This window comes from Paenibacillus durus ATCC 35681 (genome assembly GCF_000993825.1).
GTDB lineage: Bacteria > Bacillota > Bacilli > Paenibacillales > Paenibacillaceae > Paenibacillus_AQ > Paenibacillus_AQ durus_B.
The window spans coordinates 3,003,224-3,028,898 of sequence record NZ_CP011114.1; the positions used below are offsets into that span (position 1 = coordinate 3,003,224).

Consider the following 25,675-nt stretch of genomic DNA (forward strand, 5'->3'; position numbering starts at 1 on the left):
GTTACGCGTTTCTTGATGTTTTCTTACAATATGTTCTGTTTGTCTGTTTTTTATGGATGCTGTTTCGGATACATATCTTTTATGCCATTATTGTAGCTGGCACAGCTCTTCAGGCATTTATGTTTATACAATCCCTAATCTATATTGTCATAAATATCACGGGGATTTATCAACTGAACTTCCCCATCGTCTCAACTGGAATATTTCTGATGCAATTAATAACAGACTCTGTTGTTATATTTATAGGTTATTATATTCGCAAAAAGAGAAAAGGCTTCGATTTTATACCCGATAAACCAGATGGCAAAATCATACTTAGCAAGCGGGACATTGTATTATTTATCTTATCTGTTCCGTCTTTTCTAGCCTTTTACTTAAATATTTACTTCACTAGATATTTAAATCAGTATTCATTTCTGATTCCTTTGTTCTATGCTACGGTATTAATAGGTTATTTATATTTCTCTACCAAAAAAGATCGTGGTGATATATTCTGAATACCTTAGCCAACAAAATCGCTGTCGCTATTAAACGCGCGAATCCGGAAGAGACCAGTTCCGCTGAAGTGATGGCCTACTCCCTGGGCATCATTATGAACACCCTTCTCACTTTTGCTGCATCTTCATTAATTAGCTGGTTATTAGGAAATTTTGAAGCGACACTAACCTTTATGCTATGTTTTAGTCTATTGCGAGTATGTTCGGGAGGCTTTCATCTAAAGACGGCTACCGCCTGTAATATAGCCTCTACCTTCATCTATTCCTTCATTCCTTATTTTTTTGCGGTTAGCGGGACTATGCTTTGGACCATGAACGCCGTATCTCTGATTATGATGATTCTTTTTGCTCCCAATCCGGATAAAAATGCTCAAATTCCAGTAAAATGGTTCCCTTACCTTAAATGCGCTTCGATTTTGCTGGTCTGCTTCAACTTCTGGATTGGGTCTTCTAATATGGCGCTAGCATTTTTCATCCAATCTTTAACGATTATACCCTGGGAAAGGAGGTTGCGATCATGAAAAAAACTGTTGCCAAACATGCCTCTTCTGCTCTTTCCGCTTCTGCGCGCTTCTTTGCTTCCGTAATGAAAATTGGCATGAACAGCCCTGAAATCCCGCAAGAACTGCGCAAGTAATCAATTAAGGATGGGGAAAACATGCGTGTTCTACTAAAAGACGGTTCCTCCCTGGAAGTTAAAGAGGAAGAAATATTGTATTTCTCCAATTACAAGAATACAATATACGTCCATACGAAAGAAGGCGAGTTTGTTCTCCCCACAACTTTGTCTGACCTGTTTGCCGCCTATGGAAGCCGGGGATTTGAGCGTCTTGACCGAAGCAATGTCGTCAATATGAATAATATTAACGACTACGATGCTAGTCGCAAGATTGTGCACTTCCAATCGGGAGAACAATTCGCAACAGTTTCGGAGGCAAACGAAAGACGCGTCCAAAGATTTCTAGGTGCGGTAGACAAAAAAACGTAAGTATAACTGCTTCACTCCATTAAAAAGCAGCGCGACAAATTGCTGGTCAATTTATCGTACTGCTTTTTTAAATATATAGCTGCTTTAAGAAGAACAATTATTATGCCATATTATCCATCATTTGTAAAGAGAAATTGAGAGGGAGAATCAGGGGAGACAAGGAGAGGGATAGATGGTACCATTTGGAAAGGATGTATTTTCAAGAAACTAATTAACTTATGGAGGAATCTAATGGACTATCATTTTACTCCTTCTCCGCGCCCCTCCTCACTTGAATTATTAACCGATGAACAGCTATTTAACATCTATGAGTTGGCGGTAGAGGCGAAGGCAGCTCCCGAATTTATAGAAATTATCGAAGACGTTCTGATGAAAAGAAGACCGGAGCACTGTGAAAGCTACTAGCATGCGCCTTAAATAAAGAAGAATACCAGATAGAAGCCGCTTCCTCTATACAAGAGGCAGTCGCTTCCAATTCTGGTGGGTTATTTTACGTTCTTCGCCTGAATCTTATCCTCTTATCTAAAGAGCTCCACCTATATTTATCCCCGCTACTTCAAGACAATGTGGTAATCTTTTTTCAGATAGCTGTGAATTCTGTGGAAATCCGATTCGGTCAATTCATTAAGCGGTTTGTTTCGTTCCTTTAGGCGAGGTGACAACATGAAAGCAGTACCAAATTACATATCGTCCAGCAGAATTATTTTTTCGCTAATTTTGATTTTTGTTGCCCCATTAAGCACAGCTTTTTACGCAATATACAGTATTTGTGGATTCACTGATATTATGGATGGATTTATTGCCAGAAGCACAGGGACAACCAGCAGACTTGGCGAGAAGCTCGACTCTATCGCAGACTTAATAATGACTGGTGTATTAATAGTCGTTCTCTATCCAATCGTAAATCCTGCAACAGAAACCGTCATTTGGATAATTTCAATTGGCATAATCAGACTGGTATCGATGATTGCAGCCTTCAAAAAGTATAAAACCTTTGCAATTCTTCACACTTACGGAAATAAATTTACCGGCCTCGCATTATTCATATTTCCATTCATGCTTCCCTATTTTCACCCAACTGTGTTGATGGATATCATTTGTGTTGCAGCCAGTCTATCCGCGCTTGAGGAATTGATTATTCAACTGACATCAAGGGAACTGCAAGTCAATAGAGTAAGTATTTTTATCAAATGAGCAGCCTATTGAATCTCTTAAAATCTGTCACAACAAATACCGCTATTTATTGGATTTATGGCAAACCCAGTAAATAGCGGTATCCATTCGTTCGATACTTACTTTCGGCTCACTGATCCTTACCCTTTCAAGATACCTTATGCTCGATCCGCAGCTTGTCTGCCACCATCGCGATGAATTCACTATTGGTTGGTTTGGATTTCGAGATGTTGATCGTGTAGCCGAACAGGTGGCTGATGGAGTCGATGTTGCCGCGCGTCCAGGCTACCTCGATGGCGTGGCGAATCGCCCGCTCTACGCGTGACGGCGTTGTCTTGAATTTTTCGGCGATGGCTGGATAGAGCGTCTTCGTGATGGCACCGAGAATTTCAATGTTGTTATATACCATCGTAATGGCCTCACGCAAATACTGATATCCCTTAATATGCGCAGGAACACCGATTTCATGTATGATCGACGTGATATTGGCATCCAAATTTTTTCCTTTGGACAGCGGAACGACATTGGATTTGACCGACGAGAAGATTTGAGAACCGGAAGGAGAACTGGCCGTGACATTGCCAATCTGGGTTCCAACAAGCTGCCGCACACGGTTCGCGAGCACTTCCATATCAAACGGTTTCAAAATATAATATGATGCTCCGAGTTGCACTGCTCTTTGTGTGATATTCTCCTGACCGAATGCCGTCAGCATAATGATCTTAGGTTGGGGATTCAAGTCCAGCTCCCGCAGGCGTTCGAGAACACCCAGTCCGTCAAGATGCGGCATAATGATATCAAGGATGAGAACGTCGGGAATCTTGCGGGCTTGGCTTAATAATTGAACCACTTCTTCACCATTGTACGCAATTCCAGTAACCGTCATATCTTCCTGCTCGGAAATATACTCGGCAAGCAAATTAGTGAATTCCCGATTATCATCAGCCAACAATACTTCAATATTTTGCACTGGTTGTTTCCTCCTTATGAATATCTGCTTTTATCAAACAGCGTTTTATGTTCTCTGCATAATGATTTCGACATGTGGAATGAATTTCCTTCTGTCGAAAATTATTTTTCTTTATTTTTTTTTAGCCATGATTTATAATTAATAATTTTATTACACTATTCGATTATCTTCATGAACGTTCGACAAAAAAATCTTAAGGCTAAACCGCCTTAAGATTTGGTTGAAAACTATGCTGCTGAGCCGCGCCCGAATCTTTGAGCATCCATTCGATGAAACAACCGTAGCCGGATTTAGGATCATTGACGAAGACATGCGTCACTGCACCGACCAGCTTACCTTGCTGAAGAATAGGGCTGCCGCTCATGCCCTGCACAATACCCCCGGTCTTATCGATCAGCCTGGAATCGGTGATCCGCAGGACCATCCCTTTCGTAGCCGGCTCCTGCTGACGGGATACATGGATAATTTCAACATTGAACCGCTCGACCCGCTGGCCTTCAACTACAGTAAGAATTTGCGCTGGACCTTCCTTAACCTCACTGCTCATAGCCACAGGAATGGGTTCACGATACAAGCTGTGACCCGGATTACGCCCCATTTTACCGAAAATTCCGAAATCGGTGTTGCTTTCAACGTTGCCGAGCACTTGACCTTCCTTCATGAAAACCGCACGTTTCTCTCCAGGATCGCCGTCTTGGCTTTTGGAGATGGAGGTTACGTTTGATTCGACGATATGACCGCTCCCCACAACAATCGGAGTACCGGTATTCATATCGGTAATAACATGTCCCAGCGCTCCATAAACGCCCTCGTGGGGAGCATAAAAAGTCAGTGTTCCGACGCCCGCAGCGGAATCCCTGATATACAAGCCGAGCCGCCATACCTTGTCATTTCGATCGTAAGCCGGTTTCAGTCTGGCTGTTCGTTCCTTACCTTCACGAATATAACGGATGTTGAGTTCTCTGCCGGTATCTCCTGCCTGCTTTACCAGATCCGACACCCTGCTTATCTCGTTCAGCTTGACGCCGTCAATGGATACCATAAGATCGCCCGGCAGCAGTCCGCTCGTCTCGCCTGGTGATATTTTGGTTTGCCCCGACACATCGACAAGATGATGTCCCACAACCAGCACGCCTGCTGACTTCACTTTAACGCCGATTGTCTGTCCGCCGGGAAACACCCTGATATCCTGCCCCGCTTCGTGTTGGGCCGCGGCCCGCCCATGAATGATTTCGGCATTCGAGGCATAGCCGGAACTCGGAACGGTCAATCCTGAAACGCTAAGAAAGAACGCAAATAAAAGACCTGGCATTAACTTCCTGAGGTTGGGCTTCAAAGGCTGTCACGCTCCCTTTTGCTTCTTTCGCTTGACGAAAAAAGTGGTCGCCAATTGCGTACCTATAAGATAACCCTGCCCCCAGGCTTTTATTACTGTCAATACTTAACCGGTTGGGCCTCTCCAGCCTTGCTGGCCTCCGCCAGATTAAGCATTTCCTGCGCATGATGCAGCGTTTTTTCGGTAATCTCCACACCGCCCAGCATTCTGGCCAGTTCCTTGACCCGTCCTTCTTCGGACAGAGCCTCCACCTCAGTCATTGTACGGCCTTCCTGCACCTTTTTGCGGATAAGATACTGATGGTCCGCCATGCAGGCCACCTGCGGCAGGTGAGTAATGGAGAAGACCTGGCATGTTGAGGACAGCCGGTAGAGCTTATCGGCGATGGATTGAGCCGCACGTCCGCTAACCCCAGTATCCACTTCGTCGAATATCAGAACGGGGATATCCTCATGCCTTGCGAAGATGCTCTTCATTGCCAGCATGATACGCGACAGCTCGCCGCCCGAAGCGATTTTGCTCAACGGACGCAGCGGCTCGCCGGGATTGGGTGAAATCATAAACTCCGCACTGTCGATACCCTGCCGGGTTAACCGGATGCGGCGTCCTTCGTATTCTACTCCCCGTGGATCATCAAGCGTATCTATCTTAACTTCAAGGGAAGTTCGCTCCATTTGCAGGTCCTTCAGTTCACCTTCGACCTGTGACGCCAGATCCGCCGCACACTGACGCCGGGCTTCGCTAAGCTGCACCGCTGTCTCCATCAGCTCGCCAAGCAGAGCGTCCCGTTTAACCGTAAGTTTATCCAAATATTCGTCCTTATTCTCAAGCAAATCGGTTTCGCGGGAAATCTGCTCGTAATACTCCAGAATTTGCTCCACGCTGTCGCCGTATTTACGCCGCAGGCCGGAGATGAGATCAAGCCGGTTCTCCACTTCTTCCAGCCTTGCCGGGTTGAATTCAATGTCTTCGCGGTAGTCGCGCAGCTGAAAAGAGGCGTCCTCCAATTGATAAAAAGACGATTGAAGCTGTTCCAGAACAGGCTTCAGCGCTTTTTCGTCATAACGGGCAACTTCCTCCAGCGTGGAAATAACATTGCTGATCGCTTCAAGCCCCTGGCGGCCATTCAGCAGCTCGTAAGCGCCGGAGATGGAATCCATCATTTTCTCGCTATAGGATAGTTTGACCCGTTCCTCGGAAAGTAATTCATCTTCTCCCGGCTTTAAGGCAGCAGAAGAGATCTCCTCCAATTGAAACCGGTACAGGTCAAGCATCTGGTAGCTTTTTTGGCTCGAATCCTGCAGCTCGCGCAGTTCTTTCTCCACTTGGGCAAACTTTGAATATTTCTCCTGATATTCCGCCTTCAGCGGCCCGATCACAGATTCTCCATACGTATCCAGCAGCCCCAGATGCCGCTCTGGTCTCAGCAGATTCTGATGCTCATGCTGGCCGTGGATATTGACAAGCTGCTCGCCAATTTCCCGCAGCATCGTCAGATTTACCATTTGGCCATTAACTCTTGAAGTACTCTTTCCCTGGGAGTTCAGCTCCCGGCGTATAATTAAATGCTCCTCTTTCTGCGCCCTGATTCCAAGCTTCTCCAGTGTGCTCCAGACCGAATGTCCGCTTGGCAGGCTGAACAGGGCTTCCATCTCCGCCTTCTCGCAGCCGTAGCGAATGGATTCCGCCGAGCCTCTGGCCCCGGCAATTAATCCAAGCGCATCGATGATAATTGATTTGCCCGCGCCCGTCTCGCCGGTAAGCACGTGAAAGCCCGGATAAAAGTAGACATCTACCGACTCGACAACCGCCAGGTTGCGAATAGATAATGTTTCAAGCACAATTATTGCACCTCCGACGCATAAATAACATGCCCTTTGAGCTCTCCATAGACTAATGCTTAGCGAAAGGATGGCTCTTGGGTAACCCATCTACCCGAAAAAACGTTAGCCCAGCTAACCTTGTCTTTCCGGCAATTCATTTAAGATTTACACCGTCAGCATTTTATTGCCGTCGGCCCGGATGTTCGGATTGGCTTCTAAATATCGGTTAAGGCCTGTCCCGTGAGCGAGACCATAAACAAAGTATGACCGAACATAAGTTCGGAGTCAAGAGCTTTAAGTAAAAAAGTTACTGTCAGGCGGGAGGGAATGAAATTAAAGCGTTGAATGTGAAAGAAAGCAGCCAAAGGGGTTGCAAGAATGGCTAAGGAATAGATCGAACAAGGTGGTTGAAGATCGGGGACAATGAAGAGGGCAAAGACCCTCCCTTGTCCGGAGCCGATTCATCCCATGCGCATAGGGAAAGGGGTTGTCGATCGCTGACAATAAATTAAATGTAACCCATAATTTGCGATACTACTTGTTTGCTGTCCTCCGTCTCCCGGCAGATAATCAAAATCGTATCATCACCGGAGATTGTTCCCATGATTTGCGGCCACTCGATACTATCAATCAGCGCGGCGACGGAGTTAGCCGTTCCAGGCAGACATTTCATGACAACAAGATTGCCCGAATAGTCGATATGCACAAAATTGTCCACGAGCACCCGTCTCAGCTTCTGTGTCGGGTTGTAACGCTGATCGGTAGGCAGCGAATATTTATATCTCCCGTCATCCATTGGAACCTTGATCAGCAGCAGTTCCTTGATATCCCTGGATACGGTCGCCTGAGTAACCTGGAAACCCGCGCTTCGAAGCGCTTCAACCAGTTCATCCTGAGTTTCAATATCCCTATGGGTAATGATTTCTCGTATTTTGATATGTCTTTGACCTTTCATGAAAAGCCTCCCGTGTAATAAAAAATGCTAGTCATTCTCTCCATCATCCCTGCCAAATGTGATCACATTGACCGTGGCGGCCGGAGCGTTCACATAGAGCAGTCCCCCAACCCCCGGATAAATCAGGAGATAAGGAAGCAGCATGTCCCGCACCCCGCTTCCGGTCCACTCCAGCGAACGCCGCGGACGGGCAAGCACGACAAGATACTGTGTGCCATCCTCCGAGGCAGCGACGTAATCGACAAACAGCCGGCTGTACAGCGGAGCGCCGTCAATATTAAAGGACAGCGGAATTTTCAGCTTGCCGCCAACAACTTCATAACCTGCATCTTCCAGCAGACTTACGGCAGGGTGGGGGTAATCTCTTCATTCAGCGGAATATGATCCTGCAAAAAGGAACGCGGCGAGCTCTGGAGCCATACATAAATGCGGTAGACGACCCATACTGCCAGTCCAACGCCGATCAGCGCCATAACCGCCTTGTCCGGGCTACCCGTCATCGGAAATCACCTCGGTGATCTATTCGAGCAGATAGGGCTAAATCCCTCCAAATAGCCAAAAGAAACTCATCGTCTCGATGAGTTTCCATGAGTGGAAGCCTGACCGCCGAACGTGCCTGCGGCTTCCGCCACCACGTCTTTCGCAATTGCGGCAAAATCGCCGTTAGACTCAGAGGAAGCCTGATCGGGGGAAACTTCCCCCTGGTCAGCGGCTCCGCCGCTATTTTGTACACCCTCCGGTTCAAGACGCCAGTGGGCCAGAAATTCGATGTTGCCCTCGCCGCCCGTTATCGGCGAAAAGGTCAGCCCCTTGAGCATAAAACCAAGATCACGCGCCATTGTCAGCACATTCTCCAGCACTTCCCGATGAACCGCCGGATCGCGTACAACGCCGGATTTGCCGACCTTTTCCCGTCCGGCCTCGAATTGAGGCTTGATCAGCGCTACAATGTCAGCCGGGCGGTCCAGCAGCGCCATGAGCGGAGGAAGAATTATCTTTAGGGAGATGAAAGAAACATCGATACTAGCGAAATCCGGAACGGGACCTTTAAGATCGGGCGGCGTCATATACCGGAAATTCGTCCGCTCCATGACGCATACCCGTTCATCTTCCCGCAGCGACCAATCCAGCTGGTTATAGCCTACGTCGATGGCATAAACATAGCTTGCTCCGTTCTGAAGAGCGCAATCGGTGAACCCTCCGGTGGAAGCTCCGATATCCAGCATTGTTCGGCTTGCTACGTTGATGCCAAAAAGGCGCAGCGCCTTTTCCAGCTTAAGCCCTCCCCTGCTGACGTAAGGGTGTACAGCGCCTTTCACCTTGAGGACAGCACTTCGCGGCACCTTCATACCGGCCTTCTCGATGCGTTCTTCATTGGCAAGCACTAGGCCGGCCATTATGGCTGCTTTGGCCTTCTCTCGGCTTTCATAGAAGCCCTGCTCGACAAGCAGAACGTCGATTCTTTCCTTAGGACTCCGTTCTTTTTCTTTACCGTGCTCCATAGTCATCTCCAACTTCTATTCTCGCATGTTCATAAGCTTACGAAGATGTAGTCGTCTTGCCGTAAGGATAAGAGCTTGCCGCCCTCATCGATTTGATCCGTCCGCACAGCGCTTCAACGGTAAGTCCCGTTAGCTGACGCTGCTCCTTAATCGAGCCGTGCTCGACAAATATATCCGGCACGCCCATCAGTTCTACGCTGACAGCATGCAGCCCATGCTCGGCATAATACTCGAGCACAGCGCTGCCCAGACTCCCCGCCTGGCTCGCTTCCTCAAGCACGATCATCTTCGTTCCGGCCCGGGCAAGACCCTGCAGCATGGAGCCGTCCAGCGGCTTCAGGAACCGGGCATTGATGACGCCAACCTGGACTCCTTCCCGTTTGAGCTGGTCAGCCGCCTCTTCGGCCAACTGCACCATCGGTCCGCAAGTGATAACGGCAATGTCATCGCCCGGACGAAGCCGTTCCCACGAACCGATCGGCAGGCAGCGAAGCTCCGGATCAAGCGCCACTCCGGTGCCGTTCACACGGGGATAACGGTATGCAATCGGGCCTTCATCATATTCCAGCGCCGTCTTCATCATATGGCGCAGCTCGTTCTCATCCTTGGGCATCATCAAGACGATATTCGGGATATGCCGCATAAAAGCGATATCGTATACCCCCTGATGCGTCTCTCCGTCTGCTCCGACAAATCCCGCCCGGTCGATGGCGAACATCACGTTCGCGTTATGCCGGCAGATGTCGTGTACAATCTGGTCATAAGCGCGCTGCATGAAGGTGGAATAGACCGCAAATACCGGCTTCATTCCCTCCATCGCCAGCGCGGCGCACAGCGTCGCCGCATGCTGCTCCGCGATGCCTACGTCAATCATCCGGCCGGGAAATTCCTTCGAGAACGGAAACAGGCCGGAGCCTCCCGGCATAGCTGGAGTTACGGCGATCAGCCGCTCATCCTGGCGCCCAAGCTCAATCAAGGTCTCGCCGAATACTTCCGTATACATCGGATTGCCGACAGCCTTCAGCACCTGGCCGGATTCAATCTTGTACGGCGTGATGCCGTGCCATTTATAGGAATCGGCTTCCGCCGGCTTATAGCCTTTGCCCTTCGTGGTGAGCACGTGCACCAGTACGGGACCCGCCACATTGTCGGCCTGATGGAACGTATCGATCATGGTCGCAAGATCGTGTCCATCCACAGGTCCAAGATATGTAAAGCCCAGTTCCTCGAACAGAACGCCGGGAACCATCATATATTTGAGGCGGTCTTTCACCCGTTCCGCAGTCTTCGCCAGCCGGCCGCCGATCGCCGGAATCTTCCTAAGAAGCCCTTCCACCTCGTCCTTGGCCCGCAAATAATGGCGGTCCGAGCGAATCCGGCTTAAATAGTTATGCATAGCTCCGACATTGGGTGCGATGGACATTTCATTATCATTAAGAATAACCATCAGCTTGCGGCGCTCATGTCCGATATGGTTCAGCGCCTCGAACGCCATGCCCCCGGTAAGTGCCCCATCGCCGATCACCGCGATAACCTTGTTGTCCTCTCCCTTGAAATCCCGGGCCATCGCCATGCCCATCGCGGCGGAGAGAGAAGTGCTACTGTGACCGGCCTCCCATACGTCATGCTCACTTTCGGCCCGTTTGACAAAGCCGCAGAGCCCGTTCTGCTTGCGCAGCGAATCGAACCGGTCCTTGCGGCCGGTCAATATTTTGTGGACATACGCCTGGTGTCCGACATCGAAAATAAATTTATCCCGAGGACTATTGTAGCAGTAATGCAGGGCCAGCGTGAGTTCCACCACTCCCAGATTGGAGGCGAGATGTCCGCCGGTCACAGACAGCTTCTCAATCAAAAACCCGCGGATTTCCTCCGCCAGAGTATTCAATTTTTCGATCGATAGCGACTTCAGTTGCTTAGGATCATTCAGTTGTGGAAGCAGCACGTGATCTCCCCGCTTTCCTGATGTTGTAAAGTATAGCCTTCATTATAACATATATGAAACAGCTATCGAAATCAGCCCGATGCCGTAAACCTTAGTGATCTCTGGACATTAAGTAATCGGCAATTTCGAGCAGCCGCGACCCGTCCGCAAATCCGCCCGCCCGAACGGCGGTCTTGGCTTCTTCCGTCAGCCGTTCCACTTCCCGGCGGGAGGCCTCCAGCCCGATGAAATAGGGGTAGGTCACCTTCTGCTGCTTGACATCGCTGCCTGTCTTCTTGCCCAGCTTGCTTTCGTCGCCGACGAGGTCGAGGATATCGTCCTGCACCTGAAACGCGAGCCCGATGCTGACCCCGAACCGGCGCAAGGCGTCAAGCTGCTCCTCCGAAGCTCCACCTATCCGCCCGCCAGCGAGCAGCGAGAAGACGATCAGATCGCCCGTCTTATGCAGATGAATGTAGCGCAGGCTCTCAAGATCGGTCAGTCCCTGCTCACCTTCCATGTCGGCCGCCTGCCCGCCGACCATACCCCGCGGACCGGCCATTTCCGCCAGATCCTCCACAATGGACAGAACGCTCTCCGCAGGCGCCCCGTGCCGGCGGGAAGCCTGTACGACGCTGTAAAAAGCATGCGTCAGCAGGGCGTCTCCCGCCAATATGGCTACCGCTTCGCCGTACACTTTATGGTTCGTCAGCCTTCCCCGCCGGTAATCGTCATCGTCCATCGCGGGCAGATCATCATGAATCAATGAATACGTATGCACCATTTCAATCGCCGCGGCCACGGGAAGCGCCGCTTCCCGATTTCCTCCGATCGCTTCGCATGCTGCGATAACGAGCAGAGGGCGAAGGCGCTTGCCGCCGGCGAGAAGCGAATAGTTCATCGCCTCCGCCAGCTTGGCGGGAACCTCCCAATGCGGCGGGAACAACGCCCTGAATTCACCCGTGACAAGATCGCTCACGCCGGCGATATATTCATTTAAAGGCTCGCGATTAGCGGACTCAGCACGCTGAGCTTCTGCCGGTTCATTCTCGGGAAGACCGTTATTAAAAGGAGTCATCGCCGTCCCCTTCCAGCGAGGAGCCAAACGGCTTCTTACGAAGCTCTCCGTCTTCTTCCACAATCATTTCGATCTTGCGCTCCACCTGCTCAAGCTTGGCCCCGCACAGCTGCGAGAGCTTCATTCCCTGCTGAAACAAATCGATCGCCTTCTCCAGCGGAACGTCGCCCTGCTCCAGTTCACGCACGATCAGCTCCAGCTGGTCCATTGCCTCCTCAAACCCCAGTTCCGCTTCTTCCTTCGCCATGATCCTTCGCATCCTCCTTCATACCCCATACCTGGCAATCCAGCTGACCGTCAGCCAGCTTGACGACCACCAGGTCGCCGAGCTGGACCTCGTTCAGCGATTTGATCAAATGCCGTTCCTTCTCATCATAGACAAGGCTGTACCCCCGCGCCATGACCTTCAGCGGGCTGAGCGCGTCCAGCGCCTTAAGCTCCGCCGCAAAGCGGGAGCGCTTGTCCGCAAGACGCGCTCTCATAGCGGCGGCAAGCTCGCGCCTTGCCGCGTCGCTCCGGCGCCGCGCGGCGGTGACGCCTTCGCGCGGGCTATACCGCTCCAGGCGGTGATGCAGCACCGCCTGCCGCTCGCGGGCCCGCGCCTGCCGCGCCTCGGCGGCGCGGCCGAGCCGCTGGCGCAGCATGTCCAGCCGCTGCGCATGCTGGAGCAGGTGCCGGCGCGGGCTGGCCAGCACCGGCGAGCGCTGCAGCGCCGCGAGCCGCTCGCGCCCGCGCTGCGCGCGCCGCTGCAGCCCCTGGCGCAGCATGCGCTGCAGCTGGCGGAGCTGCGCAGCCAGCTCTGCGGCATGCGGCACGGCCAGCTCCGCAGCGGCCGTGGGCGTCGCGGCGCGAAGATCGGCCGCGAAATCGGCGATTGTAAAGTCGGTCTCATGGCCGACGGCCGAGATGACCGGAATATCCGACGCGGCAATCGCCCTCGCTACCGCTTCTTCGTTGAAGGCCCACAGCTCCTCCAGCGAGCCGCCGCCGCGGCCCACGATGAGCACATCCGCTTCGCCCATGGCGTTCAGATCGCGGATGGCCTTCACGATGGAAGGCGCCGCGCCCTTGCCCTGCACAAGCACAGGATAGAGCACAATGGCCACCTGCGGAAACCGTCTGCGCAGCGTAATCAGAATATCCCGAACCGCCGCGCCCGTCGGCGACGTGACGACGCCGATGCAGCGCGGATAACGAGGCAGCGGACGCTTCAGTTCCGCCGCGAACAGTCCCTCCTGCTCCAGCTTCTTCTTCAGCTGCTCATAGGCCAGGTACAAGCTGCCAATGCCGTCGGGCTGCATATGTGTAGCGTAGAATTGGTACTGTCCGTCCCTTTCGTACACGGTCACATTGCCCCTGGCAATGACCCGCGAACCTTCCTTCGGCACAAAAGGCAGCCGCTGGTTATGTGAAGCAAACATAATTGCCTTGATGCGGCTGCTCTCATCCTTCAGCGTAAAATACATATGTCCGCTGCCATGATGCGTAAAATTGGAGATCTCCCCGCGTATCCACACGTCGGAGAGCAGATGATCCGAGTCCAGCTTCATGCGGATGTAACGGTTAAGATCTTTAATGGAATATACCTTCCGCTCCGCCATGATGCCTGTCCTATTCCAAACCGTAGCGGCGCTTCGCCGCGGTCAGCGTGTTGACCATCAGCATCGTAATGGTCATCGGCCCTACGCCGCCCGGTACCGGCGTAATGTAGCCTGCAACATCCTTCGCGCTGTCGTAGTCAACATCTCCGGCCAGCTTGCCGTTATCAAGCCGGTTCATGCCCACATCGATAACGACCGCCCCCGGCTTCACATAGGAAGCGTCGATAAAGTTGGCGCGGCCGATCGCCACGACCAGTACATCAGCCATCCGGCACAGCTCGGCCATATTGCTAGTGCGGGAATGGCACATCGTGACCGTAGCGTTCTCGCGCTGCAGCAGCAGGGACACCGGCTTGCCGACAATATTGCTGCGGCCGATAACGACGGCATGCTTGCCGGATAGGTCGATGCCTGTACGCTTGATCAATTCAATTACACCGGCAGGCGTGCAGGGCAGCAGGCTGTCGTCCCCGATGACCAGATTGCCCACATTAACCGGATGGAAGCCGTCGACATCCTTCTCTACCGAAATGGCGTCGATTACAGCTTTTTCATTGATGTGCTTCGGCAGCGGAAGCTGCACCAGAATGCCGTCAATCTCGTCCGCATGGTTCAGCTCATCAACGAGCGCGAGCAATTCTTCCTGGGAAGTCGATGCGGGCAGCCGGTGAACTACCGAATGGAAGCCAAGGCTGATACAGGTTTTTTCCTTGCTGTTCACATATACCTGCGAACCCGGGTCCTCACCTACAAGCACCACAGCCAAACCAGGCTTGACCCCGCGCGCCGCAAGCGCCTCTACCTCCCGGGCAATATCCACACGAATCTCTTCGGAAACCAGTTTACCGCTGATGATTGCTGCTGACATGACACTTATCTCCCCTTTGTTGAACTTTGATAGTTGTTAGGCTGTCTTCTCGTGAAAAAAGGGCGCACCAGGCGCATCGTAGCATCTTTTGCTGAACCAGCTTCATTTACTAGGAACGGTTTGTCTTCAGTTCTTCCAGATCCTGAATCATTTTTCCGAGCACACCGTTGACGAATTTGCCGGAATCCTCAGTGCCGAAATGCTTGGCAAGCTCAATCGCCTCATTGACGGCAACCTTTGCCGGAACGTCATTCCGGTAAATCATTTCATAGGCGGCAAGCCTTAAAATCTGGCGGTCAACGCGGGACAGCCGGCTCATCTGCCAACCCTTCAAGTAATGTTCCAGCATATCGTCAATCGCAGGTTTAGCTTCCCAGATGCCGTTCACATGGTCCAGCACATAATCCTTTAGCTGAAGCTCGTCGGAAATGACGCGCTCCGTCTCATTTTCCTCCGACGCCTCTTCCAGCAGCATTTCCACCGCCTCGCCGCTTTCCACCTCGTTCATTTCCATCTGATACAGGCTCTGTACGATAATTTCTCTCGCAATTCGTCTTTTCATTTGTTCCTCCTTTAAATTAATCCAATCTCCATTTGACCGATGCGGACCTGCCGGTCCGGCGGGATGTGTCCCTCACTGTATCGCAAATAGTCGCTCATGTAGCAAGGTTAGGCGCAAGTACCCCCGTTCAATTATGTCACTCCGGCATATATGAATTAGGCAAGTGGAAAAACTCCCTATAATTTCAGCATAATTCCCCGTTCCCGTCCGAAATACTCAAATTAGATGGAGATTTTCCAGTCCGCTCTAGCGCCGAGCGCAGGCTGCAGCTTATTTAACCTGTACGGTAAAGCAGAACCCTTAGACGCAAAAAAACCGCGCCGCCCTTCTTTCGGGCACAGAAACGCAAATGACCAGTTCGCTCCGAAAGAAAGGCTTTAGCGCGGTTCACTTGAAGGGACGCCAGCGGCCCGACAGCTGCTCCAGCAGCTCCCGCCATGGGAGCAATGGAGCCTGCGCGTCTTTTCTGCCGCCAAGCGTATACCCGATGAACACAACCAGTGCAAAGAACAGCATATCCCAGAAACCGCTGATTAAATAAATGATGCCGAGAATTAAGCCAAAGGCTACTCCGGCGATTCTACCCCCGTGACTTTCCCATATTTCTCTCCAAGGCATAAGGGAAACTCACCTCTATTCCACTCGACTTTTGAAGCTGGGCGACTGGGCAAGATTGGCAATATAGACGGACACGTCGGCAACCGGAACTCCCGTCGTATCCTGCACATATTCATGCACCTGCCGCTGTACTTCCGAGGTCAGAAGCGGCAGCGATTGCTCGCCGTCCACTACGCCGCGAATCATAATTTCTAGTCCTGCCTGGGAGACGCGAATGCGCGATCTCAGGTCGCGGATGCCTTTGACCCTTCCGGCAGCCTTCAGGCTGAGATTCTCAATGGTTTCCATGGAAATCTGAATATCTCCGTACTCCGTCCGCTGATCAACCGACAGACTGGATGTCCGTTCCCGGCGAATGGAGATGTAGAAGAACCGGATACTCAGCAGGAATAAAATCACCGCAGCAACAATCACGGCGATATAAGCGGATTCCCAATCCCGGATTTCCAAATTCCTCGGAAGAATGCCGCTTAACAGGAGGATGGCGATAACAGATAATGTTCCAATGCTCAAGCTGTAAATAAACAGCAAAAGTCTGTCTAAAATTTTGGCCACGAGCCTCGTAACCTCCTCAAAGTAGACTAAACCCTCGACTTGACCGTCGGGGGTTTAATGAAAGACCGGAAGTCCTTATTTCACACGAAGGGCAACATCGGTATCGTCGGCAGCTGTGTTCTTATCCGCACTCTTAAACTGGACGTCGTGAATATGCACATTCACTTCTACTACCGTCAGACCTGTCATCGTTTCGATGGACCGTTTGACGTTTCGCTGAATTTCCGCCGCCACATCCGGGAGACGGGTTCCATATTCGATAATTACGGAGACGTCCACCGCAGCCTCGCGCTGTCCGACTTCCACCTTAACGCCTTTTGAAAGGTTCTTGCGTCCAAGCAGCTCGACAATGCCTCCGGCAAATCCGCCGCTCATGCCCGCTACGCCTTTAACTTCAACGGTCGCAAGGCCCGCGATCACCTCAATCACTTCTGGAGCGATCTGGATTTCACCGATTTCCGTACGTTCAAATTCTGTCGGCAGTGTACTCATTTTGTCTCTCACACCTTTCACATTTGTTCATGATGGCAAGCTTAAAGCACGTCTCTCCATTAAACATACTATATCATTTGGCGAAGTTTATGACAAACGATGCGGCTTTGCCCTAAATTTCATTTTCTTCAAGGAACTTGATATCGAAATGGCCGTCCAGGAATACGGGATGCTCCAGCAATTTTTGATGAAAAGAGATTGTCGTATGTATTCCTTCTATGGCGAATTCGCCCAGAGCCCGTTTCATCTTGAGAATCGCCTCCTGACGCGTAGGCGCCCAGACGATGAGCTTCGCAATCATGGAATCATAAAAAGGCGATATCGTTCCGCCGGGATACGCGGCGCTATCCACACGGACGCCAAGTCCGCCCGGAGGCAGGTAAAAGCCGATCTTGCCCGGAGAAGGCATGAAATTCTTGGTCGGATCTTCCGCATTGATGCGGCACTCGATCGACCAGCCGTTAATGACGATATCCTCCTGGGTGAATGAAAGGGGGTTGCCCTCGGCCACCGAAATCATTTCCTTAATCAGATCCACCCCCGTTACCATTTCGGTAACCGGATGCTCAACCTGAATACGGGTGTTCATTTCCATAAAGTAAAACTGCCCGTCTGCGCCAAGCAGAAATTCAAGCGTTCCCGCACCGGAATAATTTACGGCCAGCGCGGCGCGGACAGCCGCGTCTCCCATCGCCTCACGGATATCCGGCGTCAGCACGGAGCAAGGCGCCTCTTCCACCAGCTTCTGGCGGCGGCGCTGCACGGAACAGTCCCGTTCGCCCAGATGGACCACGTTGCCGTGGTTATCGGCAATAATCTGAATTTCGACATGCTTCATGCCGGTCAGATATTTCTCCATATAGACTCCGGCGTTGCCGAACGCCTTCTGCGCTTCCTGCTGGGCGGCTGTAATCTGCTTGATCAGCGATTCCTCGTCTTCGGCAATGCGGATGCCTTTGCCTCCGCCTCCGGCGGTAGCCTTGATGATAACGGGATAGCCAATCTCCCTCCCAAGCAGCACCGCTTCCTCCACATCTTCCACAAGACCGTCGGAACCGGGGATAACCGGAACGCCGGCCTGCTTCATCGTATCTTTCGCCACAGCCTTGTCTCCCATCCGGGTGATGGCTTCAGGAGACGGACCGATAAATATGATATTGCAGGAACCGCAAATCTCAGCGAAATCGGCATTCTCGGCAAGGAAGCCGTAGCCTGGATGAATGGCGTCGCATTCAGTCAGGGTCGCAACGCTCATAATATTCGTAAAATTCAAATAGCTGTCCTTGGAAGCTGTCGGTCCGATGCAGTACGCTTCATCGGCCAGCCGGACATGCAGCGAATCGCGGTCGGGTTCCGAATAGACTGCAACGGTGGAGATGCCCAATTCGCGGCAGGCGCGAATAATCCGAACGGCAATTTCCCCCCGGTTGGCGATCAACACTTTTTGTATATTCATTACTTTCCTCCCGATTCTAAGATTCCGGCTTCACCAGGAACAAGGGCTGGCCGTACTCAACAAGCTGGCCGTTCTCCACAAGTACGGACACAATTTCCCCGCGGACTTCGGCTTCCAGTTCGTTCATCAGCTTCATCGCTTCGATAATGCAGACTGTCGACTTCTCGGTCACCCGGTCGCCAACGCTTACGAACGAAGGCAAATCAGGCGAAGCTGCGGTGTAGAACGTCCCCACCATCGGAGAAACGATTTTATGTAAGGTTCCCTCTGCGGGAGCAGAGACCGTCTCTTGCTGTGGAGCGGCGGGACTGGGGGGAGCTTGCCCGACAATCTGCTGCGGTGCGGGCGGCTGTGGAGCAGGCGTAAAGGGGTAAGGAAAAGGCGCTGCCGGAACTACATGCGCTTCCGCAGCCTCGGAACGGTCCGGTTTGCGGATAGCCAGTTTCATTCCTTCGCTTTCAATCTCCAGCTCATGCACGGAAGAGGTCTGGTCCAGCAATTCGATCAATTCCTTAATTTCACTTAATTTGAACATTTCGATCAATTCACTCCTTCAGCTTTCTCTCGAACCCGCCACTCGGCGGATAAGATGAACCGGCTTCGGCGCCCTTTCGGGAACGTCAACCGTCACTCGTACAACATAGCGCAAATGACCAGCTGCAATGCTAATCCACCTATTTTCCATGATAACTTTATGTATTATAACACAAACGCAGGAAATGGAAAGAGCCCGGGATGACCCGAGCTTTTTTGCCAATTCCTGGCGTGATTTGTATTCGTATTACTTATCCGATACATGCTGTACGCTTACTTTATCCTGTGAAACGCTCAGCTCTTTCATGACCAGATCGATGATCGAGGCCGCCTGTTTCACATCCAGCTTGTCGCTGAGCACAACCACCTTATAGGAATCATTGTTCTCTTCCTTGACGATGGCTTCGCTGTACTGTTGTTGAAGCTTTTCTTCGATTCCGTTGATTTTGGATTCCTTCTCTTCGAGCTGATGCAGCTGCTCTTGCGCGGCCGCGCTGTCCGCCGGCGATTTGTCCATATCGTTGATCGCAGCCATCAGATCCTGCTGCTCTTTCAGGTTCTTCTGCTCTCGTTCGTACAGGTAGTTGGTGAACTGACTGGAAGCAGAAGTGCTTTGCGATGCGACTTCATTCAGAACAGCCGCGTCGTCCTTCGATACGCCGCTGTCTGCCGAAGCGGCATCCTTACCGCTATCCAATGAAGCCGTTCCCGGCTTCGCTGATGCGGCGGGAGCCGATGGAGCGGGAGCCGATGAAGCTGGAGCGGATGAAGCGGGGGCCGAAGCCGATGCCTGATCCTTGGCGCCTTCCGCCGCCTGATCTGCCTCCGATTTACCGTCATCCGTTCCCGCCGAAGCAGAGCTGGAATCGCCTTCCGTTGAGCTTGCCGCGGCGTTCGGGTCGGCCAAGGCGTTCGGGTCGGCGGCCGCAGCCGAATCGGAGGCTGCGTTCGGATCAGCGGCCGAATCGCCGCCTTGCGGAGTCACTTCGCTTGCCGTCGCGCCGCTGTCAGCCGCCGACGGAAGCGCGGCGCCCGAATCCTTAACGGTATCCACTTGAATCGTTCCGGCTGTATCCTTGGGCGAAGAAGAGCCCGAGTCCTCCGTGAACAAATAGTAAGCGGAGAGAACCACCATCAAGCTGAGCATAGACACCAACCAGATTGTTTGTCTTTTGCCATTCATTACTTTTCCTCCTTTTTGCTCTTCCTTCAGATTCGTCTGCCGAATCCATACCCTTTCGCGCTTCTTATTCCTGCTTGCGCGGCACAACGGAAATGCGGTAGCTTGGGACGTTCAGCGCTTTTTCCACCGCCTGCATGATCAGCCCTTTCACCACCTTGTTCTCGGCTCCCTTGGCGACAATGAGCACGCCGCGAACCTGGGGCTTGATTCTTTTGGTAATGATCGGCGTCTGGTCTCCGGACTGGCTGTAAGTGACGATTTCGCCGTTTCTCGTGTACGTGGTTGTGTGGCGCTTGCCGCCGTTCGCGTCGGTCTCGTCACTGAGCTGCTGCGAATCATTCACATTGCGCTGCACGATGACCTCCTCGGTGGAATCCACGGTCACCATAATATCCACCGTGCCGACCCCGACGATCTGCTCCAGTATGCCTTTCATCTGGTTCTCCATTTCCCGCTCGATGCCGTCAAATGAACTGGCGCTTTCACCTGTCTCCTGCTGCATGGCCGCCTGCGAGTTCTGGGTTTGTGGCGGTTCTCTCTCCGTATTCTCACTGTCGAGCTTCTTCACATTGACAAAGGAATTGAACAGCATAATCGCCACGCCCAACAGACCCAGGATGATCAGCCAGCGGAACGTGTGGTTTCGCTTCGGATTATCGGACCCGCCGCCGACCAGTTGCTCCAGCTTCTTCAGCCAATTGCCCATTATCGTTTACCCTCCTTCCTCCAGTCAGATGAACCCTGCCTTTACCATTTGTCTGTGCCGCTGTCCACTACTTTTATCTTGCCGGGATCAAGGCTCCAGTTCTTCTCCAGCAGGGCCGTTACCGCTTCAGCGTCCGCACCGCCAGTTCCGCTTCCTTGATTCGTCCCGGCCGCCGCCGGAGCGTCCCCGCCTCCGCTTGCGCCCTGTTCCTTCAGCCCTGTCTCTCCCCCGCCAAGTTCAACTTTGATATCCTCCACGGGTTGAACCATGATCGGAGTGCTTCCGCCGCTGCCGGAACCGCCGGGCGCATTGCCTTGGGCGGCGCCGGCTTCACCGGGAAGCGTGACAACGACCTGAGTTATGGCCGGAGTCCAGGCGCCGTCCGCCTCATTCGTCAAAGCTAGCGTTACGTTCACATTCGCTCCGCGCTTCCCCGTCTCTGCGGCAATCTGCTCTTTCATCTGTCCGGCAATTTGCTGCGCGGCCAGCTTCAGGCTTTGGTCCCTGCCCCCCGCAGCAAGCTTTCGCCCGTCCGCCAATATTTTTTGAAGCTCAGCGTCTGCCGTTCCGGTCTGCCCGGACCTCCCGCCGTCCGCCCGGTTGAAAGCCAGGCTGAGCTCGGACGCCGCGTTGCCTTTCAGCAGCGAGACAATGGGGCTGAGCAGCGTCAGCAGAATCAGCAGGCTGAGCACAAGCCTGGCATAGCGCTCCATCGACTTGCTCGGGAGCAGAAGCTCAACAAACGTCGCCAGCAGCACGATTAAAATGATCTCCCGCAGCCATCCTCCCAGCCAGCTCATGAGCTACCTCCTTTGTACCCCGTCATCTCATCATGACCGTGACATTTCCCGCCGTCAGCATGATGGTGACCGCCAGAAAGAACATGAGCGAAACGGCGGCCAGGGCGGCGAACACATAGACCATGCTCTTTCCGATGGTCTGCAGGCAGGATACGATCGGTGTGTCGCCGAGCGGCTGCATCACGGCTCCGGCTACGTTGTAAATGATAGCCAGCACAAGGATTTTGATCGCCGGGAACGCGCATAGGAACAGGATGATGATCACCCCTGACAGCCCAATCGCATTCTTCACCAGCAGTGAGGCGGTTATGACGGTGTCGGTTGCGTCCGCGAACATTTTGCCGATAACGGGTACGAAATTACCGGTGATGTACTTTGCCGCCTTTAACGTTACTCCGTCCGTAACCGAACTCGTAATGCCCCTGACGGAAATGACGCCCAAAAAGACGGTCAGCAGTACCCCAAGCACCGCCATGCCGATATTACGCAGCAAATTCGCAAGGTGGGTTAGCGTATATTTGTCAGAGATGGAGCTTACCAGATGCAGAACCGCCGAGAAGAACAGCAGCGGAAACACCATGGTATGGATCAAAGTGCCGACCGTATGGATCATGAACACGATCAGGGGATGGGTCACCGAGACGGTTACGATATTGCCCATCGAAGCAAGCAGAGCGAACAGCAGCGGAATCATCGCCATCATGAAGTCGATCATCCGGTCGATGGCGTCCTTGGCATAGCCGATGGCCACATTAAAGCTGTTAACCGCGATAACCAGCACCACCATGAAGCAGATCGTATACGCCACCTTACTCACCATCTTGCGCTCAAACGCCGTCTGCAGTGTCTCCAGAATCATGCTCATCACGCTGATCATCACGATCGTGACGAGCAGCTTGCCGTTGTAGAGCACTTCATGCCACATGTAAGATAAGAGTCCTAGTACCACATTTTGCAGGCTAAGCCCTTTCCCGCCCGGCAGCAGCATATCCATGAGCGAAGGAGTGGCCCCATCAGGAAAAAAGCCGCCGTAATCCTTCATCAACTGGTCCCAGTACCTCTCGACCTCGTCTTTGGGCAGTTCGTCCACCTGGCTCTTTACCCATTGGTCTATCGGCGTTCCGGTCTGACCGGTTTGCGCCCCGCTTGACGCCGCTGAAGTCACGGCCTGCTCCGCCGCTGCTCGAGCTTGATTCGCTGAATTTCCGGATTCGACCGGACTAGTCCCGGTTTGGTTCGTATATGCCTCCGCTTGACCCGGGTTATTGCCGAATTGGCCTGCGGCCATTCCCGGTTCGCCCACAGGCGACGCGTTGGCAGCCCGGCTCCATCCGATCAACACGAGACAGAGAAGCAGCAGCGCGGCACTAAGTTTGGGAGGACGGAATATGCCGCGCTTTTTCATTGCCGTTGCTCCTTTCGATTGCAGATAAGCCTGGCTGGCCTTATAGCGCCTTACGCCGGCAGCAGCTTCATGACCGTCTCAATAATGATGCCGATGATCGGCACAGCCAGCGTCATAATCAGCACTTTGCCGGCCAGTTCGATTTTGGAAGCGATCGATTCCTGACCCGCGTCGCGTACGATCTGGGCTCCGAACTCCGCGATATAGGCGATGCCAATAATTTTGAACACGGTCTTGAGATATACGGTCTCCATGCCCGAAGACTCCGCGAGCCGCTGAAGCGTGGATATGACGCCGCCGATTTTGCCGATCAGAAACAGGAAGATGAGTATGCCCGTAGCCGCGGCCAGCAAAAAAGCGAAGATTGGTTTTTGTTCTTTCAGCACAAGAATGAGAACGGTCGACATCAGCCCGATTCCTACGATTTGAATGATTTCCATGGCGCGGCCTATTGAAAAAGAAAGATCGTCTTGATTTCCTGCAGCAGTCCGTCCAGCATCCGGATGACCATGAACAGCACGACGACGAAGCCGATGACGGTCACCCAATGGGCTATATCCTCTTTGCCCATCTGCTTGAGGACGGTATGAATCATGGCGATAATGATGCCGATGCCGGCAATTTGAAAGATCGCATTGACTTCAATATTCATTCCTGGCACCTCGCTAAAAGATCAAAATGACGATGAGCGCCCCCAGCAGCAGTCCCAGGCTTTTGCTTACTTTCTCGTACTTGGCCTGGTCCTCGCGGGCCGAAATCTCCTCCTGCTTCAGCTGCTGCAGCGCCAGCGTAATATGGTTCACTTGATTGCCTCGGTCGCTGGTGCCCAGGGTGCAGCTTAGCTGCCGGAGAACTTCCTGCTCCGGCGCCTTCATCGCGGTCGCCTTCCAGTGCGTTTCCATCGCCCGGCCCACCGCTTCCTGCGCGCTTTCGTTACGCGGCGCGCACATGCCTTCTGCGGCTGCGGCGAAGAAGCCCTTGAGCGGCTCCCTCGACTGGACGGCGATCCGCTTCATCGCCTCCGGCAGCGGCGTATAGCCGTACATGATCTCGGTCTCCAGCCGCTGAAGCGCGGCGATCAGACCGCGGATGTGCCGGGGCCGGTCCGCATACTGGCCGGCCCGCCTGAAGCCCGCCAGCGTGGCCGCGAGCAGAATCATCGCGGCGCCGAGAAGCTTAAGCATGGCGTTCGCCTCCTCTGTCTTCTCCGGAGTATACCGGGAGCGAGCGTTTGCGGCCGTCCAGCACGCGGAAGGAGAGTTCTCCCGCCGACCGGCGGAGGATGACATACCTTTCGAACATCCCCAGCTCGATCAGCCTGCCCAGGCCGGGCCTTAAGGCCAGCTCGGACACTTCCCGGCCGTGCGCGGCCGCCAGAACCGTAATTCCGGCGTGCAGCGCCTCGGTTACCGCCTCTGCATCCTCCGGCCGGCCGATTTCGTCCGCAATCAGTACATCCGGCGAAAGGGAGCGAATCATCATCATCATGCCCTCGGCTTTGGGACAGCCGTCCAGCACATCTGTACGCGGGCCAATATCGAAGGCGGGAATTCCTCTTCGGCTTCCGGCGATCTCGGAACGCTCGTCCACGATGCCTACCTTGAGGCCGGGCCTCCGCCCTTCCCTTCCTCCCTTGCTCCCGGCGGAAATCTGCCGGGCGAGATCACGGAGCAGCGTTGTCTTCCCGTGCTGGGGCGGGGACAAAATGAGCGTGTGCATGACCCGCTGGCGGCTCCCGTCCAGAAGATGCGGCAGAAGCCGGTCGGCGACTCCGGGAATCTCTCTTGCGATCCGGACGTTGAATCCGCCGATGTCCCGCAGATGGCCTACGCTGCCTCCGCTCAGAACCGTCCGCCCGGCAAGTCCGATGCGGTGTCCTCCCGGGATAGTGATGAATCCCTTACGAAGCTCTTCTTCCATTGTGTACAGGGAATGGTTGCTGATCAGATCAAGCATCCGGTGGCTGTCCTCGCGGTCCGGTCTATATGCCTCCTCCGATTCCAGGGTCAGCCGCCCGGCCGCGTCTACAAAATGGTATTTGCCTGCATAATTGATTTCCAGCGGACGTCCTTCCCTGATGCGGATTTCTTCCACCGTCTCCAGCAGCGTAACCGGCAGCCGGGACAGCGCGGCTTTCACTTTTTCGGGAAATAATTGAAGCCAGTCGTTGGCCATAAACCGTACCCCCAAGTTGTCCTCTATAGAATGCTTTATTCCATATCTATGCTTGTACGTTCGCAATATGACTACCAATCTATCATTTTTTGAAAATGCCGATTAAGAGACACGCCACGCCTATACCCACCCAGGCCAGCTTGCCTGGAGAGAGATCCTTCGCCATGCCGGTTAGTCCGATAGCCGTCGTCAGAATCAGCACGGTCGGACCGACCAGCGCAAGCCCCGAGTTAACCGCAAGCGCCTTGTCCACCTGGTTTAACCGCAGCATGATCAGCGCAGCAGTGATTTCCGCGCTGCCCGACAGCATCCGCAGAATAGCCATCCAGCTCACATACTTGTCCACCTTCGTTATAGCCCCCTCTGCCCGAAATTTCGGCGCGTCTTCCGAAAGCCGCCGGTTCCCGACTGTTATATTCATAGATATGCGGGATTGTCCCGCTTTAGACAACAAGAATCCGGGCATAAAATCGG

General features: G+C 53.1%; 31 protein-coding genes. 4 read left to right on the forward strand and 27 right to left on the reverse strand.

The annotated features are described in order from the left end of the window. Positions 1-514: 514 nt before the first annotated feature. The 4 genes from VK70_RS29540 to VK70_RS13820 all read left to right on the forward strand — a co-directional run bounded on the left by VK70_RS29540 (position 515) and on the right by VK70_RS13820 (position 2,679). Positions 515-1,018, forward strand: a complete 504-nt coding sequence (locus VK70_RS29540; protein ID WP_411431704.1) for an accessory gene regulator ArgB-like protein — start codon at positions 515-517, stop codon at positions 1,016-1,018. A 137-nt stretch (positions 1,019-1,155) separates the two neighbouring features. Then, the gene (locus VK70_RS13815; RefSeq protein ID WP_025697602.1) at positions 1,156-1,485 is read left to right on the forward strand and encodes a LytTR family DNA-binding domain-containing protein; all 330 of its coding nucleotides are present in this window, start codon (positions 1,156-1,158) and stop codon (positions 1,483-1,485) included. 231 nt (positions 1,486-1,716) lie between these two features. Further along, positions 1,717-1,890, forward strand: a complete 174-nt coding sequence (gene sda, locus VK70_RS27225; RefSeq protein WP_081754945.1) for a sporulation histidine kinase inhibitor Sda — start codon at positions 1,717-1,719, stop codon at positions 1,888-1,890. Positions 1,891-2,148: 258 nt separating this feature from the next. Next, on the forward strand, positions 2,149-2,679 hold the full coding sequence (locus VK70_RS13820) for a CDP-alcohol phosphatidyltransferase family protein (RefSeq protein WP_025697603.1): 531 nt from the start codon (positions 2,149-2,151) through the stop codon (positions 2,677-2,679). 127 nt (positions 2,680-2,806) lie between these two features. Here VK70_RS13820 and spo0A read toward each other — a convergent pair whose 3' ends face one another. The 27 genes from spo0A to VK70_RS13950 form a co-directional block, all read right to left on the reverse strand. Then, positions 2,807-3,628, reverse strand: a complete 822-nt coding sequence (gene spo0A / locus VK70_RS13825) for a sporulation transcription factor Spo0A (protein ID WP_025697605.1) — start codon at positions 3,626-3,628, stop codon at positions 2,807-2,809. A 199-nt stretch (positions 3,629-3,827) separates the two neighbouring features. After that, positions 3,828-4,964 (reverse strand): SpoIVB peptidase, encoded by a 1,137-nt coding sequence (spoIVB, locus tag VK70_RS13830; RefSeq protein ID WP_036641653.1) that lies wholly within the window; start codon positions 4,962-4,964, stop codon positions 3,828-3,830. A gap of 98 nt (positions 4,965-5,062) precedes the next feature. Further along, positions 5,063-6,805: a DNA repair protein RecN gene (gene recN, locus VK70_RS13835; RefSeq protein WP_025697609.1), complete on the reverse strand. Its 1,743-nt coding sequence runs from the start codon at positions 6,803-6,805 to the stop codon at positions 5,063-5,065. Positions 6,806-7,295: 490 nt separating this feature from the next. Next, positions 7,296-7,742, reverse strand: coding sequence for a transcriptional regulator AhrC/ArgR (gene ahrC, locus VK70_RS13840; RefSeq protein ID WP_025688531.1), 447 nt, complete (start codon positions 7,740-7,742; stop codon positions 7,296-7,298). Positions 7,743-7,769: 27 nt separating this feature from the next. After that, complete coding sequence (locus VK70_RS28335) at positions 7,770-7,940, reverse strand: hypothetical protein (RefSeq protein ID WP_158454067.1); 171 nt, start codon at positions 7,938-7,940, stop codon at positions 7,770-7,772. Positions 7,941-8,083: 143 nt separating this feature from the next. Next, a complete protein-coding gene (locus VK70_RS28340; protein ID WP_158454068.1) occupies positions 8,084-8,242 on the reverse strand; it encodes a hypothetical protein in 159 nt (52 codons plus the stop codon). Between the two features lie 66 nt (positions 8,243-8,308). Then, on the reverse strand, positions 8,309-9,244 hold the full coding sequence (locus VK70_RS13850; protein WP_046723409.1) for a TlyA family RNA methyltransferase: 936 nt from the start codon (positions 9,242-9,244) through the stop codon (positions 8,309-8,311). A 37-nt stretch (positions 9,245-9,281) separates the two neighbouring features. After that, positions 9,282-11,189, reverse strand: coding sequence for a 1-deoxy-D-xylulose-5-phosphate synthase (dxs, locus tag VK70_RS13855; RefSeq protein ID WP_025697837.1), 1,908 nt, complete (start codon positions 11,187-11,189; stop codon positions 9,282-9,284). Positions 11,190-11,280: 91 nt separating this feature from the next. Continuing rightward, positions 11,281-12,246 carry a polyprenyl synthetase family protein gene (locus VK70_RS13860; RefSeq protein WP_082210237.1) on the reverse strand — a complete coding sequence of 322 codons (966 nt, stop codon included), beginning with the start codon at positions 12,244-12,246 and terminating at the stop codon, positions 11,281-11,283. Continuing rightward, positions 12,233-12,493 (reverse strand): exodeoxyribonuclease VII small subunit, encoded by a 261-nt coding sequence (gene xseB / locus VK70_RS13865; protein ID WP_025691555.1) that lies wholly within the window; start codon positions 12,491-12,493, stop codon positions 12,233-12,235. The genes VK70_RS13860 and xseB overlap by 14 nt, the downstream gene beginning before the upstream one ends. Further along, a complete protein-coding gene (gene xseA / locus VK70_RS13870) occupies positions 12,462-13,847 on the reverse strand; it encodes an exodeoxyribonuclease VII large subunit (protein WP_046723412.1) in 1,386 nt (461 codons plus the stop codon). Before xseA ends, xseB begins: the two co-directional genes overlap by 32 nt. 10 nt (positions 13,848-13,857) lie before the next feature. Further along, a complete protein-coding gene (gene folD, locus VK70_RS13875; protein ID WP_025694705.1) occupies positions 13,858-14,715 on the reverse strand; it encodes a bifunctional methylenetetrahydrofolate dehydrogenase/methenyltetrahydrofolate cyclohydrolase FolD in 858 nt (285 codons plus the stop codon). 109 nt (positions 14,716-14,824) lie between these two features. After that, the gene (gene nusB, locus VK70_RS13880; protein WP_025694706.1) at positions 14,825-15,277 is read right to left on the reverse strand and encodes a transcription antitermination factor NusB; all 453 of its coding nucleotides are present in this window, start codon (positions 15,275-15,277) and stop codon (positions 14,825-14,827) included. A gap of 387 nt (positions 15,278-15,664) precedes the next feature. After that, positions 15,665-15,895 carry a DUF2273 domain-containing protein gene (locus VK70_RS13885; RefSeq protein ID WP_025697272.1) on the reverse strand — a complete coding sequence of 77 codons (231 nt, stop codon included), beginning with the start codon at positions 15,893-15,895 and terminating at the stop codon, positions 15,665-15,667. Positions 15,896-15,910: 15 nt separating this feature from the next. Then, positions 15,911-16,450, reverse strand: a complete 540-nt coding sequence (amaP, locus tag VK70_RS13890) for an alkaline shock response membrane anchor protein AmaP (protein WP_025697274.1) — start codon at positions 16,448-16,450, stop codon at positions 15,911-15,913. A 75-nt stretch (positions 16,451-16,525) separates the two neighbouring features. Next, positions 16,526-16,942, reverse strand: coding sequence for an Asp23/Gls24 family envelope stress response protein (locus VK70_RS13895; protein WP_025697276.1), 417 nt, complete (start codon positions 16,940-16,942; stop codon positions 16,526-16,528). 112 nt (positions 16,943-17,054) lie between these two features. Further along, entirely contained in the window at positions 17,055-18,398 is a 1,344-nt protein-coding gene (gene accC / locus VK70_RS13900) for an acetyl-CoA carboxylase biotin carboxylase subunit (protein WP_025697278.1), read from the reverse strand. Between the two features lie 16 nt (positions 18,399-18,414). Next, a complete protein-coding gene (gene accB, locus VK70_RS13905) occupies positions 18,415-18,933 on the reverse strand; it encodes an acetyl-CoA carboxylase biotin carboxyl carrier protein (protein WP_025697279.1) in 519 nt (172 codons plus the stop codon). 246 nt (positions 18,934-19,179) lie between these two features. Next, positions 19,180-20,115: a SpoIIIAH-like family protein gene (locus tag VK70_RS13910; protein WP_046723414.1), complete on the reverse strand. Its 936-nt coding sequence runs from the start codon at positions 20,113-20,115 to the stop codon at positions 19,180-19,182. Between the two features lie 64 nt (positions 20,116-20,179). Next, positions 20,180-20,821 (reverse strand): stage III sporulation protein AG, encoded by a 642-nt coding sequence (spoIIIAG, locus tag VK70_RS13915; RefSeq protein ID WP_025699263.1) that lies wholly within the window; start codon positions 20,819-20,821, stop codon positions 20,180-20,182. A 41-nt stretch (positions 20,822-20,862) separates the two neighbouring features. Continuing rightward, positions 20,863-21,621 (reverse strand): stage III sporulation protein AF, encoded by a 759-nt coding sequence (gene spoIIIAF, locus VK70_RS13920; protein ID WP_025699265.1) that lies wholly within the window; start codon positions 21,619-21,621, stop codon positions 20,863-20,865. Positions 21,622-21,643: 22 nt separating this feature from the next. Beyond that, positions 21,644-23,026 (reverse strand): stage III sporulation protein AE, encoded by a 1,383-nt coding sequence (gene spoIIIAE / locus VK70_RS13925; RefSeq protein ID WP_025699267.1) that lies wholly within the window; start codon positions 23,024-23,026, stop codon positions 21,644-21,646. A gap of 50 nt (positions 23,027-23,076) precedes the next feature. After that, on the reverse strand, positions 23,077-23,466 hold the full coding sequence (gene spoIIIAD / locus VK70_RS13930; protein WP_025699269.1) for a stage III sporulation protein AD: 390 nt from the start codon (positions 23,464-23,466) through the stop codon (positions 23,077-23,079). Positions 23,467-23,474: 8 nt separating this feature from the next. Beyond that, positions 23,475-23,678, reverse strand: a complete 204-nt coding sequence (gene spoIIIAC / locus VK70_RS13935) for a stage III sporulation protein AC (protein ID WP_025335735.1) — start codon at positions 23,676-23,678, stop codon at positions 23,475-23,477. A 13-nt stretch (positions 23,679-23,691) separates the two neighbouring features. After that, positions 23,692-24,210, reverse strand: a complete 519-nt coding sequence (spoIIIAB, locus tag VK70_RS13940) for a stage III sporulation protein SpoIIIAB (protein WP_025699271.1) — start codon at positions 24,208-24,210, stop codon at positions 23,692-23,694. After that, positions 24,203-25,201: a stage III sporulation protein AA gene (gene spoIIIAA, locus VK70_RS13945; RefSeq protein WP_046723417.1), complete on the reverse strand. Its 999-nt coding sequence runs from the start codon at positions 25,199-25,201 to the stop codon at positions 24,203-24,205. Before spoIIIAA ends, spoIIIAB begins: the two co-directional genes overlap by 8 nt. A gap of 82 nt (positions 25,202-25,283) precedes the next feature. Continuing rightward, on the reverse strand, positions 25,284-25,547 hold the full coding sequence (locus VK70_RS13950; RefSeq protein ID WP_025691606.1) for a YqhV family protein: 264 nt from the start codon (positions 25,545-25,547) through the stop codon (positions 25,284-25,286). Positions 25,548-25,675 lie beyond the last annotated feature (128 nt).

Coding starts and splice junctions, on each gene's coding strand:
- nusB (WP_025694706.1), bottom strand. CDS start 15,277: ATGAAAAGACGAATTGCGAGAGAAATTATCGTACAGAGCCTGTATCAG.
- xseB (WP_025691555.1), bottom strand. CDS start 12,493: ATGGCGAAGGAAGAAGCGGAACTGGGGTTTGAGGAGGCAATGGACCAG.
- accC (WP_025697278.1), bottom strand. CDS start 18,398: ATGAATATACAAAAAGTGTTGATCGCCAACCGGGGGGAAATTGCCGTT.
- spoIIIAD (WP_025699269.1), bottom strand. CDS start 23,466: ATGGAAATCATTCAAATCGTAGGAATCGGGCTGATGTCGACCGTTCTC.
- spoIIIAA (WP_046723417.1), bottom strand. CDS start 25,201: ATGGCCAACGACTGGCTTCAATTATTTCCCGAAAAAGTGAAAGCCGCG.
- VK70_RS13910 (WP_046723414.1), bottom strand. CDS start 20,115: ATGAATGGCAAAAGACAAACAATCTGGTTGGTGTCTATGCTCAGCTTG.
- VK70_RS13850 (WP_046723409.1), bottom strand. CDS start 9,244: ATGGAGCACGGTAAAGAAAAAGAACGGAGTCCTAAGGAAAGAATCGAC.
- spoIIIAE (WP_025699267.1), bottom strand. CDS start 23,026: ATGAAAAAGCGCGGCATATTCCGTCCTCCCAAACTTAGTGCCGCGCTG.
- VK70_RS13820 (WP_025697603.1), top strand. CDS start 2,149: ATGAAAGCAGTACCAAATTACATATCGTCCAGCAGAATTATTTTTTCG.
- VK70_RS13885 (WP_025697272.1), bottom strand. CDS start 15,895: ATGCCTTGGAGAGAAATATGGGAAAGTCACGGGGGTAGAATCGCCGGA.
- ahrC (WP_025688531.1), bottom strand. CDS start 7,742: ATGAAAGGTCAAAGACATATCAAAATACGAGAAATCATTACCCATAGG.
- VK70_RS28340 (WP_158454068.1), bottom strand. CDS start 8,242: ATGACGGGTAGCCCGGACAAGGCGGTTATGGCGCTGATCGGCGTTGGA.
- spoIIIAB (WP_025699271.1), bottom strand. CDS start 24,210: ATGCTTAAGCTTCTCGGCGCCGCGATGATTCTGCTCGCGGCCACGCTG.
- VK70_RS13860 (WP_082210237.1), bottom strand. CDS start 12,246: ATGACTCCTTTTAATAACGGTCTTCCCGAGAATGAACCGGCAGAAGCT.
- sda (WP_081754945.1), top strand. CDS start 1,717: ATGGACTATCATTTTACTCCTTCTCCGCGCCCCTCCTCACTTGAATTA.
- folD (WP_025694705.1), bottom strand. CDS start 14,715: ATGTCAGCAGCAATCATCAGCGGTAAACTGGTTTCCGAAGAGATTCGT.
- spoIIIAC (WP_025335735.1), bottom strand. CDS start 23,678: ATGAATATTGAAGTCAATGCGATCTTTCAAATTGCCGGCATCGGCATC.
- spoIIIAG (WP_025699263.1), bottom strand. CDS start 20,821: ATGGGCAATTGGCTGAAGAAGCTGGAGCAACTGGTCGGCGGCGGGTCC.
- spoIIIAF (WP_025699265.1), bottom strand. CDS start 21,621: ATGAGCTGGCTGGGAGGATGGCTGCGGGAGATCATTTTAATCGTGCTG.
- VK70_RS13895 (WP_025697276.1), bottom strand. CDS start 16,942: ATGAGTACACTGCCGACAGAATTTGAACGTACGGAAATCGGTGAAATC.
- VK70_RS13815 (WP_025697602.1), top strand. CDS start 1,156: ATGCGTGTTCTACTAAAAGACGGTTCCTCCCTGGAAGTTAAAGAGGAA.
- xseA (WP_046723412.1), bottom strand. CDS start 13,847: ATGGCGGAGCGGAAGGTATATTCCATTAAAGATCTTAACCGTTACATC.
- accB (WP_025697279.1), bottom strand. CDS start 18,933: ATGTTCAAATTAAGTGAAATTAAGGAATTGATCGAATTGCTGGACCAG.